This is a genomic window from Polynucleobacter sp. MWH-S4W17 (assembly GCF_018687535.1).
Taxonomy (GTDB): Bacteria; Pseudomonadota; Gammaproteobacteria; order Burkholderiales; family Burkholderiaceae; genus Polynucleobacter.
This window is the reverse complement of record NZ_CP061295.1, coordinates 855,077-869,715: the sequence shown is the minus strand read 5'-3', so window position 1 is coordinate 869,715 and position 14,639 is coordinate 855,077. Positions and strand designations below refer to the sequence as shown.

Genomic DNA, 14,639 nt, shown 5'->3' with positions numbered 1-14,639 from the left:
GCTGTCTTAACCCTGAAATTGTAACGGAATGCGCTGTTTTAGCTCACCTTTTACCGCGCACAGGCGCTGAACCATAGCTGGTTTGGGTTGATCTACATAAATATCCTCATAAGCCACTACCTTAAGACCATGACAAGAGGCAAAAGCGAGTAATTCCCCTGGATTTAGCAGGAAATTAGGGTTGGATGGCTTACCAAATTCCCCATTTCCCAGGGCAAAGGTTTCGTAGATCAAAACACCACCCTTTTGCAGCATTTTGGGTAATTGGTCTAAGTGCGGTCGATAGAGGTAGTTTGTCACTACGATCGCAATGAACTCCGAACCAATCAGAGGCCAATCAGCCTGTTCAAGATTGAGATTCTTTGGAGTGATTAAAGGGTTCCCAACAGAACCTACCGCTGTGACATCTTGATCAACCGCTAGGACATCATGACCCATGTTGGCTAGGAATTCAGAATGCCGACCTGATCCGCAAGCTAAATCCAGCACCACCCCGCCTTTTGCTATGAGGGGCGCAAACCTCCTTACCCAAGGAGAGGCATTCAAAATGGCATCGTGCGGGCTAGGCAAGATCAAGGCTCAATCGTAAGCAAGGCCCATTGCTTCGCGAACCTCACGCATGGTTTCTTGAGCAACCTTGCGTGCTTTATCGCAACCATCGGCAATGATGGAACGCAGCAAACTAGGATCATCCAAATACTTCTGTGCACGTTCAAACATCGGTTGCTGCTCAGCCAAAATTGAATCAATTACCGGTTGCTTGCACTCGAGACATCCAATACCAGCGGATTTACAACCCTTATCAACCCATTGTTTTGTTTCCTCATTGGAGTAAACAGTATGCAGTTGCCATACAGGGCAACGTGCTGGATCTCCGGCGTCGGTTCTTCGGACACGCGCTGGATCCGTTGGCATCGTACGAATCTTTTTAGTCACATCTTCGGGATTTTCGCGAATGCTGATGGTATTGCCGTAAGACTTAGACATCTTCTGACCATCGATACCAGGCATACGTGATGCCGTTGTGAGAAGCGCTTGTGGCTCAGGCAGAATAATTTTGCGGGCACCTTCTAAAAAGCCAAAGAGTCTTTCGCGATCAGCCATCGATAAACTCTGCGCTTCTTGCAGCAATGCTTTAGCTTGTTCCAACGCCTCATCATCACCACGCTCTTGAAATGCCACTCGTAATTCCGCATACATCTTGGCGCGTTTGCTGCCTAATTTTTTAACTGCCTCTAAGGCTTTTTCTTCAAAGCCGGGCTCGCGTCCGTATAAGTAATTAAAGCGGCGCGCCACTTCACGAGTCATCTCTACGTGTGGCACCTGATCTTCACCTACCGGCACCAACTGGGCGCGATACATCAATATATCGGCCGCCTGTAGCAATGGATAACCTAAGAAACCATAAGTTTGGAGATCTTTTTCCTTGAGTTTCTCGATTTGATCTTTGTAGGTGGGCACCCGCTCAAGCCAGCCCAATGGGGTTCCCATAGAAAGCAATAGAAAAAGCTCGGCATGCTCAGGCACTTTGCTTTGAATAAACAAGGTCGCCTGATTTGGATCCACGCCTGTTGCCAACCAATCAATCACCATTTCCCATACAGACTGCTCAATCACGTCTGGAGTTTCGTAGTGAGTGGTTAACGCATGCCAATCTGCTACAAAGAAAAAGCATGGATACTCAGACTGCAAGCGCACCCAGTTCTTTAAAACACCATGGTAGTGACCCAAGTGCAGGCTACCGGTTGGTCGCATGCCAGAGAGAACGCGTTCAGCAAACATCTGTATTCTTTTTCTAAGTGGTTAAGTAATGATGGATTTAATGAATCTATCGTTTAATGAAAGGCAGACCATACTGGAGTCAGATGGTCTGGTAAGTGTGGCAAATTTCCTAAATCAATATGACTCTCGCTTGGATCATGAAAATCGGAGCCACGCGAGGCTAAAAAGCCATATTGCTGTGCAATTTTTGCAAAGGTTTTGTACTGGTCCGGACTATGGCTACCAGTAATTACCTCTATCGCTAGGCCACCAATATCCTTAAAGTGTTTATAGAGCTCGTCCATTTGCATGGCATTGAGTCTACTGTAGCGTCCAGGATGGGCAATCACCGCTACACCACCTGCTGATTTAATCCAGCTAACAGCGTGATCTAGAGTAGCCCACTGATGAGGTATATATCCCGGCTTACCTTCAATTAAATAATTTTTAAATACATGTTCGGTATTGCGGCATACACCCTGCTCTACTAAGAAACGCGCAAAGTGTGTTCTTGAAATCAAGTCATGATTACCTGCGAAATGCAGTGCGCCTTCATAAGCCCCAGGTATACCTGCTTTGAGTAATTGTTCGGCCATGAGTTTGGCGCGATTACCTCGGCCATCACGTGTGCGGCGAAGTCCTTCGATGATGCCAGCATGCTCAGCATCAATTCCAAGGCCAACAATATGAATCGTCTCACCCATCCAAGTGACGGAAATTTCTACGCCAGCAAGGTAGTCGATCTTTAGTGCACTAGCAGCCTCTCGCGCACGTTTCTGACCGCCCAATTCATCATGATCGGTTAGTGCCCACAAATGCACTCCATTGGCTTTTGCACGCTCTGCTAACTGTTCAGGCGTCAATGTGCCATCAGAAATCACTGAATGGCAATGCAAGTCGGCGTTTATTGGTGAAAAGCTGCTCATAAGCCTATTTTAGGTCAAGCTGGTATCAATTACCCGGCGCGGTGCATCTAGGTAGTCACGAGACTGCATCTCAATCAAACGGGACACGGTTCGAGAGAATTCAGCCGTAATTTGGCCCTCAGTGTATAAATCTGGGGCCGGGACCTCAGCAGACATGATTAACTTAATCTTGTGGTCATACAAGACGTCGATTAGCCAAATAAAGCGGCGGGCTTCATTTGTCATTCTTGGGGGCATATAGGGCACCCCAGACAAAATCACAGTATGAAACTGGTTAGCAATCTCTAGATAATCGTTTTGTGAGCGTGGGCCACAGCACAAAGTTTTAAAGTCGAACCAAACTACACCGTCCGCCATGTGAAGCGGTCGTAACTCACGGGACTCAATATTGAGGACTGGATTACGCGCCTCTTTTTGATTGCCAATTAAGGTTTGAAACATTTGACCGAGCGTTGCTTGTGTTTCTGCATTGACCGGAGTGAGATAAGCCTCGACCTGCGCCATTTGAACCCGACGGTAATCATTACCTGCATCTACATTCAAGACATCTAGCTTTTCTTCCAACAGCTTAATAGCAGGAATCAATCGATCTCGATGTAAACCATTCGGATAAAGCTGATCTGGACGATAGTTTGATGTCATCACAAACTGCACGCGATCGACAAAGAGTGCGCTTAGTAAGCGATAGAGAATCATCGCATCAGCGATGTCGTTGATGTGAAACTCATCAAAGCAAATAAGACGATAGCGATTTGAAATACGCTTAGCCAGCTCGTCCAGCGGATCTGATAAACCCGATAACTCATGGAGTTCGCGATGGACTTCACGCATGAACTCATGGAAATGAATGCGGATTTTCTTTTCTAATGGTGAGGCTGCATAAAAGCAATCCATTAAGAAAGATTTGCCACGACCTACCCCGCCCCATAAGTAAATGCCACGAGGGAGCGTTGGTTTAAATATCTTTTTCTTTAAGGTATTGCTACGGATTTCTTTATAAGCAATCCATTGATCTTCACATTCCTGAAGACGCTCTACAGCGCGAAGCTGCGCGGGATCACTCTGATACCCGCGCGTCTTTAACTCTTGTTGGTAAAACTCAATGGTTTTCAATTACATATTTAATGCACGTGAATCTGTCGCCAACGCTGCTTCGCGCATCACTTCAGACAAACTTGGATGTGCATGACAGATACGAGCAATATCTTCTGCTGCTGCTTTGAATTCCATTGCAACCGCTGCTTCAGCAATCAAGTCTGAAGCATTGGCGCCAATAATATGTATGCCAAGAATTTCATCAGTCTTGGCATCAGCTAAGACCTTAATGAAACCATCAGCGCGACCCATGCCTAATGCACGGCCATTAGCAGCAAAAGGGAACTGACCTACTTTATAAGCAATGCCTGCCTCTTTGAGTGCTTGTTCAGTTTTACCAACCCAAGCAATTTCAGGATCGGTATAGATCACCCAAGGAATGCAGTTGTAATCGATATGGGGTTTTTGGCCAGCAATCACTTCAGCAACCAAGACACCTTCATCTTCTGCTTTGTGTGCCAACATAGGGCCGCGTACTACATCACCAACCGCGTAAACGCCAGGCGCTGCAGTAGCACAAGTGTGATCATCAATTGGAATGAAGCCACGCTCATCCACTTTAAGGCCAATCTTATCTAAACCCAATTTGTCCGTGTTAGGTACACGACCAACTGAAACAATTAAGCGCTCACATTCCAACTTAGCAGCCTTACCAGCGCTATCGGTGTAATTAACCACTACACCTTTCTTGTCAGCCTTAACATCGCCAATCTTCACGCCAGTATGAATATCTAAGCCTTGCTTAGCAAAGAGCTTCTGAGCTTCTTTAGCAATACCGATATCACAAGCACCCAAGAATGAAGGCATCGCTTCAAGCACGGTCACTTCAGCACCAAGACGGCGCCATACAGAGCCCAACTCCAGGCCGATTACACCAGCACCAATTACACCTAATTTCTTAGGGGCGGAGTCAAACTTGAGTGCACCTTCGTTATCGCAGATCAAGACGTTATCTACAGCGACACCAGGGAGGTGACGTGCTTTAGAGCCGGTAGCAATAATGACATTCTTTGCGGTAACCGTTTCTTTATCTTTGCCGTCAATCTTCACTTGATATCCATCGGCGCCCTTACCTTCGAACGAAGCATGGCCTTTTAACAATGTGATTTTGTTTTTACGGAACAGGTACTGAATACCACCCGTCATTTTGGTAACGATATCGTCTTTACGGGCGATCATCTTTTTAGAGTCGATACTTACTGCACCCACTTTAATGCCATGATCTGCAGCATGATGGCTGATCTTTTCAAACTCTTCCGAAGACGCCAACAGCGCCTTAGAGGGAATACAACCAACATTTAAGCAGGTACCACCCAAACGTGTTTCACCTTTAGGATCATCGTAGGAACTAGATTCAGCACAGGCAACCTTAAACCCGAGTTGTGCTGCACGAATTGCGGCGATGTAGCCACCAGGGCCACCACCAATAACCACTACGTCAAATACTTGGCTCATGATCTTCCCCTTTTACAAATCAAGGAGAAGACGTGAAGGATCTTCCAACGCATCCTTCATAGCAACCAAACCAAGCACAGCCTCACGGCCGTCAATGATGCGGTGATCATATGACAAAGCAAGATAGTTGATTGGACGAACAACTACTTGACCGTTTTCAACAACAGCACGATCTTTAGTTGCATGAATACCCAAAATAGCAGATTGTGGCGGGTTGATGATCGGAGTAGACAACATTGATCCGAATACGCCGCCGTTAGAGATGGAGAATGTGCCGCCAGTCAACTCTTCAATCGACAATTTTCCATCGCGAGCCTTGGCACCGAACTCGGCAATTTTCTTCTCAATGTCAGCCAAATTCATTTGGTCAACGTCACGCAAAATCGGAACTACTAAGCCACGTGGTGAGCTTACTGCGATACCAATATCAAAGTAACCGTGGTAAACGATGTCATTGCCATCAACAGATGCATTCAAGAGTGGGAATTTCTTCAAAGCATGTGTAGCTGCTTTAACGAAGAAAGACATGAAGCCCAACTTCACACCATGAACTTTTTCAAACTGATCTTTGTACTTATTGCGCATAGCAATTACTGGAGCCATGTTGACTTCATTGAATGTAGTCAAGATGGCGTTGTTAGCTTGGGACTCAAGCAAACGCTCAGCAATACGAGCACGCAAACGGCTCATTGGTACACGCTCTTCTGGGCGATCGCCCATTGGAACCGGTGCGCTTGGTAATGCAGCAGATTTAGCGCCGCCTGCAGAAGCATTCAATGCATCACCTTTGGTGATACGACCATCACGACCAGAACCGGCAACTTGACCAGCATCAATATTTTTCTCAGCAAGAATTTTTGCAGCTGAAGGAGCGGCAGCTGCGCCAGCTTTAGCAGCGGGAGCGGCTGCTTTTGCTGGTGCTGCTGCAGGAGCAGCAGCTGGAGCAGGTGCGGCGGCTGCAGGAGCAGCAGCGGCAACTGCAGTGCTGTCGATCTTTGCAATCAATTGCTCGGCAACAACGGTACCACCGTCAGCAACAACGATTTCTGTCAAAACACCAGCGGAAGGCGCTGGAACTTCGAGAACAACTTTGTCTGTTTCGATTTCGATCAAGATCTCGTCTTGACCAACAGCGTCACCAACCTTCTTTTTCCATTGCAACAAAGTTGCTTCAGCAACTGACTCGGAGAGTTGTGGAACTTTAACTTCGAAAATAGCCATGATTAATCCTGTTTGTATGTATGTGTGTATGTTGAGTTATGAAGACGATTATTTCGTGATCACGTAACCTTTGAGTTTGGCAAATGCCGCATTCAGTAAAGACTTCTGCTGTTCTTGGTGGAGATGGGCATAACCACAAGCTGGTGATGCTGATGCAGGACGGCCCGCATAGCCCAACTTCATACCATCAGACATGTTTTCCAAGATGTTGTGCTGGACAAAGAACCAAGCACCTTGGTTTTGCGGCTCGTCTTGACACCACACCACGTCTTCCAATTTCGGATATTTCTTCATCTCAGCAGTCAAGGCTTTGTGCGGGAATGGATACAACTGCTCTAAGCGAATGATCGCTACATCAGCAATCTTCTTCTCAGCGCGCTGCTTAACCAAGTCGTAATAGACCTTGCCAGAACACATGACTAAGCGGGTAACTTGCTTTGCATCGATAGAGTCATCACGCTCACCAATGATGGTTTGGAAACCGCCTTTAGTAAATTCAGATAAAGGTGATGCCGCCTCTTTGTTACGCAACAATGATTTAGGAGTCATCAAGATCAGGGGCTTGCGGAACTGACGAATCATTTGACGACGCAACACGTGGAAGATCTGCGCCGCAGTAGTCGGCTGAATCACCTGCATATTAGTGTCGGCACATAACTGCATAAAGCGCTCAAGACGTGCAGAGGAATGCTCTGGGCCTTGACCTTCGTAACCATGCGGCAACATCATGACCAAACCATTCGCACGACCCCACTTCACTTCACCTGAGGCGATGAACTGGTCAATCACTACTTGAGCGCCGTTAGCGAAGTCACCGAATTGCGCTTCCCAAATTGTTAAGGTGTTTGGTTCTGCAGCGGCATAGCCGTATTCAAAACCCAAAACAGCCTCTTCAGAAAGAATTGAGTCAATCACTACAAATGGCGCTTGATCTTTGGTGACGTGCTGAAGAGCGACATAAGTACCGGTATCCCACTTCTCACGGTTTTGCTCATGCAATACAGCATGACGGTGGGTAAAGGTGCCGCGTCCACTATCTTCACCAGATAAACGCACTGGGTAACCACTAGCAACCAGGGATGCGAAAGCCATATGCTCACCCATACCCCAATCCACGTTCACCTCACCACGACCCATGGCAGCGCGGTCGTTATATACCTTAGCAACCAATGGATGGGCCTTAAAACCTTCAGGAATAGTAGAAATCTTCTCAGCCAAACGCTTCCACTCTGTTAATGGAATCGCTGTATCAGCTTCATCGGTCCACTTCTTATTCAAGAACGGAGACCAATCCACTGCAAACTTGCCTTTGAAGTTGCTCAACACTGGATCGGAGGTTTGCTTACCTTCGTCCATTGCAGCACGGTACTCTTTGACCATGAGGTCACCAGTACCAGGAGGCAATACGCCTTGTGTTTCTAATTTATCGGCATATAGCTTGCGTGTGCCAGGATGTGCGGCAATGATTTTGTACATCAAAGGCTGAGTCATTGCTGGGGTATCTTGCTCGTTATGGCCCAATTTACGGAAGCAAATGATGTCAACTGCTACGTCCTTATGAAACTTCATACGGAACTCAACAGCCAACTTGGTCGCCAAGACTACCGCTTCAGGGTCGTCGCCGTTCACATGCAATACCGGGGCATCCACAATCTTCATGATGTCCGTGCAATACAGGCTTGAACGCAAGTCACGCGGATCTGAGGTTGTGAAACCAATTTGGTTATTAATCACAATGTGCATTGTGCCGCCCGTGGAATAACCACGAACTTCTGACATTGCCAATGTTTCTTGCATCACACCCTGACCTGCAATCGCAGCATCACCGTGAACTAACACCGGCATGACTTGCTCGCCCAACATATCACCACGACGCTCCATGCGAGCACGTGCAGAACCTTCAACCACTGGGTTAACAATCTCTAAATGGGATGGGTTAAATGCCAATGACAAGTGAACCGGACCGCCAGGAGTAGAAATATCGCTTGAGAAACCTTGGTGGTATTTAACGTCACCCGCAGGCAATGTTTCTGGTCCCTTGTGCTCAAACTCAGCAAACAAGTCTTTAGGCATTTTGCCCAAGGTGTTGACTAACACGTTGAGACGACCACGGTGAGCCATACCAATGACGATCTCTTGAATACCTTTGTTGCCAGAGTCACGAATCAACTCATCCATACAGGCGATGAAGCTCTCACCACCTTCAAGGGAGAAGCGCTTTTGACCAACATACTTAGCTTGAAGGTAACGCTCTAAGCCTTCAGAAGCAGTAATACGATCCAAGATATGACGCTTCTCATCCACATTAAATTGTGGGGTTGAGCGAATAGACTCTAATTTTTCTTGCCACCACTTCTTAATTTTCTGATCGGCAATAAACATAAACTCGACACCAATCGTGCCGCAGTATGTCTCGCGCAATGCTTGGAGCAAATCGCGCAGGGACATTTCGTTTCTACCGAAGAATGTATTACTTGTATTGAAGACGATGTCCATATCGCCATCAGTAAAGCCATAGAAAGCGGGGTCTAACTCAGGAATATCCTGGCGCTCAGTCCGCTTTAATGGATCTAAGTTTGCCCAGCGATTGCCGACGTTACGGTACGCGGCAATTAACTGCTGAACAGCAACGCGTTTGCGGCCCATCTCTGAGTCGGCCGAATCAGAAATCGTTCTGATGGGGCCTTGCTTAGCGCGCTCAGCAAATGAAGCAACAATAGGTGCGTGGGCAATGTCCGTTCGAGATGAACCGTCAACCGCAGGCACCTGTTTCACGTTATCGAAATAGTCTCGCCAATGATCAGCTACCGAAGCTGGATCGTGCAAGTAGGATTCGTAGAGTTCCTCTACGTAGGGTGCGTTTCCGCCGAAGAGATAGGAATTATCTCTTTGATCCTGCATCATGATGCTCACCTTTCATCGGGTTTCCCGAATAAAAACTGTGGTTAAAACCATTCGTTACACGGCTCTACCGTTTAGCGAATTGATCTGTGCGAATACTGGTACTACAGGTGTAATTTAACACGAATGACCATTGATACATAAAGGGCTTTCCCTGATTTCAAGGAATTTTGGGGTATCTCCCTATAAAAGAGAATTAATAAGAACTTTCCTACCCCGCTTTAAAGGTCTACCGACAGATTCAAATGAATTTGATTTTTATTCTCTAAATCTTCAAACAATTAAATGAAATTAAGGGAAATATGAAATCAATTACCCCAGAAACGGAATATCTCAGCACTCGGCAAAGCGCCAAGGTTTTACAGGTTTCCCTGGGCACCGTTCAGAAAATGGTGGAATTAGGTGAACTCATTGCCTGGAAAACCCGTGGGGGTCACAGACGTATATTAGCAAGCTCTTTAGAACAGCAATTACAGCGCAGAAAAAGGGCTATGCGTCAAAAGACCACTCAAAACTGCGTTGCCATGGGGATATTTAGAAGATCCGAGAATGGCCAAGAATTATTAGAGTCCATTGCCGATTGGCAGCTCAAGGTAGACATGGAAATGGCGGTAGATAGCCTGGAGGGTCTAATGAAGGCTGTTTCCATAGCCCCTGACCTCATCTTTCTAGACGCACTCATACCGCCGGTTGAGCAAGTCCATTTAATTCATTATCTGAGTAAAAACAGGGATACACAGCGCATACCTATTCTAGTAGATGAAGGTTTTATCAAGCTGCACCCTGGTGTGGTTGCGCTGGCAGATGAGAACTCTGGCGGCAAGCACCCCCTGAGCGAAAGCATCAAACAGGAGCTTGAAAACGGCTTAATTGACCTCAATCCACTCATTATTGGTTACCCCGCAACTAATCCAGAGGCTGGGGGAAACTGGCCTCATGGCAGTCGGCATGAGTTACTAGAACCCCTATTTGTAGAGGCTTTGGCTAGGAAGTGCACTTAGACGACAATTAAGCTCAAGAAAGGAGCAAATCAAAAGGCCGCTTATAGCGGCCTTTAGTACTAAAGCCAAAAAACAAGGACTTAGATCAAATAGCTACTACGATCTCTGCCTTCAATCCACTTTGGCGCCTTACCTCTACCAGTCCAGGTTTCGCCTGTAGATGGATTGCGGTATTTAGGAGCCACTTTACCGCCAGCACTCTTTGCGCCGGCTTTACGGCTAAATAGATCGGATGCAGTTAAGCCATATTGCTCAATAATGACTTTGGCCTTGGCAATGCCATCAGCTTTTTCATGGGCAATTGCTTCTTTAATCTGTTTATCCAACTGCTCGCGTTGGGCTAAAAGCTCTTTATAAGAAGACATATTCTTTTTACTCTCCGAATAATAGGTTATTTTATAGGGCTTATCTAAGCCATATCAGATGATTATATATAAATTAATTAATCAGGCAATATATATTATTCAGAATAATGAACTATATTCATTAGGGCTATATCAGTTCAGATTAATAAAAGACATAATCTTTATAAATATTATATTTAATTAAACTGTTTTTGATTTTCTGAGCATAAATGTACCGCTGGATTTAGCAGTTATCTCCCCCGCTTCATTCAAAACAATGGCTTCGCAGTAGTTAATCGTCTTTCCGGGCTTGAGGATAGTGCCCTCCACCACTATTTTGCCGGTACTGGGACGCAAGAAGCTGACCGACATATCAATCGTCATGGCCCCCAAGGGAATGTCGGAAATACTCCTAGCAGCTGCCCCCATTGCAAAATCCAGGAGCGTCATGATGACACCGCCATGGGCAATACCAAAGCTGTTCTCATACTCAGGCTTAAGATCAAGACTGATACGGGACTTACCCTCTTTTGCATACTCAGGAACTACGCCCAAATGCGCCAAAAAAGGAATTTTGAGACCAAAGTATTCAACGGGTTTTGTATCGCTTGTCATGGAGATGGTGCTTTGAGATGGTGGGATTAGTTTGAATGGTCGGGGCGAGAGGATTTGAACCTCCGACCACATGCACCCCATGCATGTACGCTACCAGGCTGCGCTACGCCCCGACGAAAGCAAAATTGTAGCAGTAACTATTTAGAGAGAATCTGCAGAACCATTTGCAATTCTTCACGCAGACGCAGATCGCCACGGGCTTCTTCAAGACGATTGCGAGCACCGCTAATCGTAAAGCCCTCTTCATAGAGGAGAGAGCGAATCTTTCTGATCAAGACCACTTCATGGTGCTGGTAGTAACGACGGTTACCACGGCGCTTCTGTGGGCTGAGTTGAGTAAACTCCTGCTCCCAATAACGCAGCACGTGAGAGCGGACACCACAAAGATCAGCTACTTCACCAATTGTGAAATAGCGCTTTGCTGGTATCGGGGGAAGTTGAGAGCTCAGCAGCGCTGAGCTAGCATCAAACTCGGTTTTCTCGAGCATGTGACTCCACTACATCTTTAAGCTTTTGACTTGCGTGAAATGTAACTACGCGTCTAGCTGCAATCGGAATCATTTGACCTGTCTTTGGATTTCGGCCAGGACGAGCCGATTTATTGCGCAACTGAAAATTACCAAAACCAGAAATCTTAACTTCTACGCCCGCTTCAAGAGATTGACCAACACGATCAAAAAAGGCATCGATCATATCTTTTGCTTCGCGCTTATTTAGTCCAACTTGATCAAAAAGGGCTTCGGATAGCTCATTCTTGGTAACAGTGTCATTAGAAATCAATTCAGTCATTGCTTGTCTCTTTGGTAACTAATTAATTATTTGATTTATACCTAATACTAAACCTAGCGCAAACGGGCTGCGCACTTTTTCTCAACTGCACTTAATAAAGCTGCCATTACTGCATCAATTTGGGGATCCTGCAATGTCTCATTAGGGTTTAAGAGGGTTACTCGGAAAGCCAAGCTCTTCTCATCATCCGCCATACTGCTTGATCCAGCCTTAGGCTTAAACTCATCAAAGAGTTCAATATTACGCACAAAATTTTGCTTGCTAGCAGCCATTGCATCCAAGAGGGACTGCGCAGAAACGCTTTGCTTCACAACCAAGGCTAAATCACGTTGCACTGCAGGGAATTTACTCAACTCTTCAGGCGCCGGCAAGCCAAGCTCACGAATAGGGTTTAAGTCTAACTCAAATAGAACGGGGGCCTGCGGCAATTCGTAAGCTTGTTGTAAGCCCGGGTGAAGCTCACCAATGAACCCCACTTCGATACGATTCTTGGCTACAGTCAAGAATATCTTCGCACTGCGACCCGGATGCAATGCTGGGTGCTGTGCAGCTTCAGTGACAAAATGCAGAGGGTCTAAAACACGCTCCAAATCACCCTTCACATCAAAGAAATCAACCGCACGGGTTACATTAGCCCATTGCTCTGGAACAAAAGATCCATAAGCAAGGCCACCAATTTTTTGGGGTTGATGAAAACCGGCTACTTTGCCAGCTTCTTCTTGAACATTGGTGTCACGTTTAAATACACGGCCAGTCTCAAACAGACGGACACGACCTGCTCCACGGTTCAAATTAGCCTTGAGGTTATTTAACAAGCCACCCCATAGCGTGCTGCGCATCACACCGTATTGACTAGCAATAGGATTTAGCACTGCAATGATGTCCTTTTCAGTGACGCCAGTTAAACGCTTTTCACTTTCGAGATCTGTAAAACCAAAATTTACCGCCTCTTGATAACCTTGGAGAGCCAAACGCTGGCGCAATAAATGCACACCGCGTTTTGCTTCTGCTTTAGCACTCATCTTCAATGAGGCTACTGGCGGTTGATCCGGAATATTTTCAAAGCCGTACATACGTGCGACTTCTTCAATCAAATCTTCTTCGATCTCAATATCGAAACGATAGCTTGGAGGCGTTACAACAAAGGCATCGCCCTCTTGCTTAAACTCAAAACCAAGACGCTGAAATACATCAGCAACCACTTCATTTGTCAGTGGAATACCAATGACTTTTTCTGCTCTAGCCAAACGCATTTTGACTGGCTTACGTTCTGGCACATTCAATACTTGATCATCTACTGGGCCAGCTTGACCACCGCAGACCTCAATAATTAAGGCACTGAGATACTCCAGACATTTAACCGTATTTTGTGGATCTACACCACGCTCAAAGCGATGAGCTGCATCAGTGCTGAAGTTAAAACGACGGGCACGTCCCTGAATGGCTGATGGCAACCAATAAGCAGCCTCAACATAAATATTCTTGGTTTCATCGGATACGGCGCAATGATTGCCGCCCATGATGCCAGCCAACGCTACTGGACCGGATTGATCAGCAACTACACCAGCATCTTGTAATTTGCCTGCTGAGTCAGGACCCTGCAAAGTCACATTCTGACCATTTAGTAATTCGAGAGTTTCACCTGCTTTAGCCCAACGAACAGTAATATCGCCATTCAATTTATCAATGTCAAATACGTGGGTAGGTTGACCCATCTCTAGCATGACGTAGTTAGAGAGATCCACTAATGCGGAAATACTTCTTTGACCTGCGCGAGATAAACGCTGCACAATCCACTCGGGCGTTTTAGCCTGCGGATTAACACCACGAATCACGCGACCAGCAAAACGTCCGCAGAGTTCTCCATCTTCCACAGTAACTTTGCGCTTGTCGTCAATCGATACTACTGGTGGCGTCCACTTCGGCGCGCAGAGCGCAGCGCCAGTAATCGCGGAAACTTCTCTTGCCATACCCATCAAAGAGAGGCAATCGGCTTTATTTGGAGTTAATTTAATAACAAAGATTTGATCATCAAGATCCAGATATTCACGAATATCTTTGCCAACTGGCGCATCCGCAGGTAACTCTAAGATGCCTTCGTGATCATCCCCCAAACCGAGCTCACGACCAGAGCACAACATACCTTGGCTTTCAACACCGCGTAGCTTACCTACTTTGATCATGAATGGCTTAGCACCGACTTCAGCAGGAGGCAATTCAGCACCAACCATAGCGCAAGGAATCTTGATCCCGGCACGCGCATTAGGCGCACCACAAACAATTTGTAACTCTTGACCAGTCCCAGCGTCTACTTTACAAACACGTAAACGGTCTGCATCAGGGTGTTGCTCCGCAGACAATATCTGCGCAATCACGATCTTAGTAAATGCTGGCGCTACTGAATGTTGCTCTTCAACTTCTAAACCGGCCATTGTCATTGCATGACCAAGCGCATCACTATCGAGTGCTGGATTTACATACTGACGAAGCCAAGATTCAGAAAATTGCATAGCGCGATCTAAGGTTAAGTA

At 46.3% G+C, this 14,639-nt stretch carries 13 protein-coding genes and 1 tRNA gene; 1 reads left to right on the top strand and 13 read right to left on the bottom strand.

The genetic code is table 11. The annotated features are described in order from the left end of the window. Positions 1 to 6 precede the first annotated feature (6 nt). The 7 genes from C2755_RS04555 to C2755_RS04525 are packed head-to-tail and all read right to left on the bottom strand — an operon-like array spanning position 7 to position 9,362. The gene (locus tag C2755_RS04555; RefSeq protein WP_251368541.1) at positions 7 to 570 is read right to left on the bottom strand and encodes a bifunctional 2-polyprenyl-6-hydroxyphenol methylase/3-demethylubiquinol 3-O-methyltransferase UbiG; all 564 of its coding nucleotides are present in this window, start codon (positions 568 to 570) and stop codon (positions 7 to 9) included. A gap of 9 nt (positions 571 to 579) precedes the next feature. Beyond that, complete coding sequence (locus C2755_RS04550; protein ID WP_215321990.1) at positions 580 to 1,782, bottom strand: tryptophan--tRNA ligase; 1,203 nt, start codon at positions 1,780 to 1,782, stop codon at positions 580 to 582. Positions 1,783 to 1,835: 53 nt separating this feature from the next. Then, positions 1,836 to 2,687 (bottom strand): 3',5'-nucleoside bisphosphate phosphatase, encoded by an 852-nt coding sequence (locus C2755_RS04545; RefSeq protein WP_215321989.1) that lies wholly within the window; start codon positions 2,685 to 2,687, stop codon positions 1,836 to 1,838. Between the two features lie 9 nt (positions 2,688 to 2,696). After that, the gene (zapE, locus tag C2755_RS04540; protein ID WP_215321988.1) at positions 2,697 to 3,800 is read right to left on the bottom strand and encodes a cell division protein ZapE; all 1,104 of its coding nucleotides are present in this window, start codon (positions 3,798 to 3,800) and stop codon (positions 2,697 to 2,699) included. Further along, on the bottom strand, positions 3,801 to 5,237 hold the full coding sequence (lpdA, locus tag C2755_RS04535) for a dihydrolipoyl dehydrogenase (RefSeq protein WP_215321987.1): 1,437 nt from the start codon (positions 5,235 to 5,237) through the stop codon (positions 3,801 to 3,803). 12 nt (positions 5,238 to 5,249) lie between these two features. Next, on the bottom strand, positions 5,250 to 6,458 hold the full coding sequence (gene odhB / locus C2755_RS04530; protein WP_215321986.1) for a 2-oxoglutarate dehydrogenase complex dihydrolipoyllysine-residue succinyltransferase: 1,209 nt from the start codon (positions 6,456 to 6,458) through the stop codon (positions 5,250 to 5,252). Positions 6,459 to 6,506: 48 nt separating this feature from the next. After that, positions 6,507 to 9,362 carry a 2-oxoglutarate dehydrogenase E1 component gene (locus C2755_RS04525; protein WP_215321985.1) on the bottom strand — a complete coding sequence of 952 codons (2,856 nt, stop codon included), beginning with the start codon at positions 9,360 to 9,362 and terminating at the stop codon, positions 6,507 to 6,509. Between the two features lie 299 nt (positions 9,363 to 9,661). On the opposite strand from C2755_RS04525, the gene C2755_RS04520 reads away from it, so the two are divergent. Further along, positions 9,662 to 10,360 carry an excisionase family DNA-binding protein gene (locus tag C2755_RS04520; protein ID WP_215321983.1) on the top strand — a complete coding sequence of 233 codons (699 nt, stop codon included), beginning with the start codon at positions 9,662 to 9,664 and terminating at the stop codon, positions 10,358 to 10,360. Between the two features lie 80 nt (positions 10,361 to 10,440). Here the strand turns inward: C2755_RS04520 and C2755_RS04515 are convergent, their stop codons facing one another. The 6 genes from C2755_RS04515 to pheT form a co-directional block, all read right to left on the bottom strand. After that, positions 10,441 to 10,725 (bottom strand): H-NS family nucleoid-associated regulatory protein, encoded by a 285-nt coding sequence (locus C2755_RS04515; RefSeq protein ID WP_215321981.1) that lies wholly within the window; start codon positions 10,723 to 10,725, stop codon positions 10,441 to 10,443. Positions 10,726 to 10,905: 180 nt separating this feature from the next. Beyond that, the gene (locus tag C2755_RS04510; RefSeq protein WP_215321979.1) at positions 10,906 to 11,319 is read right to left on the bottom strand and encodes a PaaI family thioesterase; all 414 of its coding nucleotides are present in this window, start codon (positions 11,317 to 11,319) and stop codon (positions 10,906 to 10,908) included. Between the two features lie 36 nt (positions 11,320 to 11,355). Next, positions 11,356 to 11,432 (bottom strand) — tRNA-Pro (locus C2755_RS04505). 24 nt (positions 11,433 to 11,456) lie between these two features. Continuing rightward, on the bottom strand, positions 11,457 to 11,807 hold the full coding sequence (locus C2755_RS04500; protein WP_215321978.1) for a MerR family transcriptional regulator: 351 nt from the start codon (positions 11,805 to 11,807) through the stop codon (positions 11,457 to 11,459). After that, a complete protein-coding gene (locus tag C2755_RS04495; RefSeq protein ID WP_072582283.1) occupies positions 11,785 to 12,108 on the bottom strand; it encodes an integration host factor subunit alpha in 324 nt (107 codons plus the stop codon). The genes C2755_RS04500 and C2755_RS04495 overlap by 23 nt, the downstream gene beginning before the upstream one ends. A 53-nt stretch (positions 12,109 to 12,161) precedes the next feature. Beyond that, positions 12,162 to 14,618, bottom strand: a complete 2,457-nt coding sequence (gene pheT, locus C2755_RS04490) for a phenylalanine--tRNA ligase subunit beta (RefSeq protein ID WP_215321976.1) — start codon at positions 14,616 to 14,618, stop codon at positions 12,162 to 12,164. Between the last annotated feature and the right edge of the window lie 21 nt (positions 14,619 to 14,639).

Bases quoted from the DNA above. Each gene is read 5' to 3' on its own strand.
- C2755_RS04550 (WP_215321990.1), bottom strand. From the start codon at position 1,782: ATGTTTGCTGAACGCGTTCTCTCTGGCATGCGACCAACCGGTAGCCTG.
- C2755_RS04545 (WP_215321989.1), bottom strand. From the start codon at position 2,687: ATGAGCAGCTTTTCACCAATAAACGCCGACTTGCATTGCCATTCAGTG.
- lpdA (WP_215321987.1), bottom strand. From the start codon at position 5,237: ATGAGCCAAGTATTTGACGTAGTGGTTATTGGTGGTGGCCCTGGTGGC.
- odhB (WP_215321986.1), bottom strand. From the start codon at position 6,458: ATGGCTATTTTCGAAGTTAAAGTTCCACAACTCTCCGAGTCAGTTGCT.
- C2755_RS04525 (WP_215321985.1), bottom strand. From the start codon at position 9,362: ATGATGCAGGATCAAAGAGATAATTCCTATCTCTTCGGCGGAAACGCA.
- C2755_RS04520 (WP_215321983.1), top strand. From the start codon at position 9,662: ATGAAATCAATTACCCCAGAAACGGAATATCTCAGCACTCGGCAAAGC.
- C2755_RS04515 (WP_215321981.1), bottom strand. From the start codon at position 10,725: ATGTCTTCTTATAAAGAGCTTTTAGCCCAACGCGAGCAGTTGGATAAA.
- C2755_RS04510 (WP_215321979.1), bottom strand. From the start codon at position 11,319: ATGACAAGCGATACAAAACCCGTTGAATACTTTGGTCTCAAAATTCCT.
- C2755_RS04500 (WP_215321978.1), bottom strand. From the start codon at position 11,807: ATGCTCGAGAAAACCGAGTTTGATGCTAGCTCAGCGCTGCTGAGCTCT.
- C2755_RS04495 (WP_072582283.1), bottom strand. From the start codon at position 12,108: ATGACTGAATTGATTTCTAATGACACTGTTACCAAGAATGAGCTATCC.
- pheT (WP_215321976.1), bottom strand. From the start codon at position 14,618: ATGCAATTTTCTGAATCTTGGCTTCGTCAGTATGTAAATCCAGCACTC.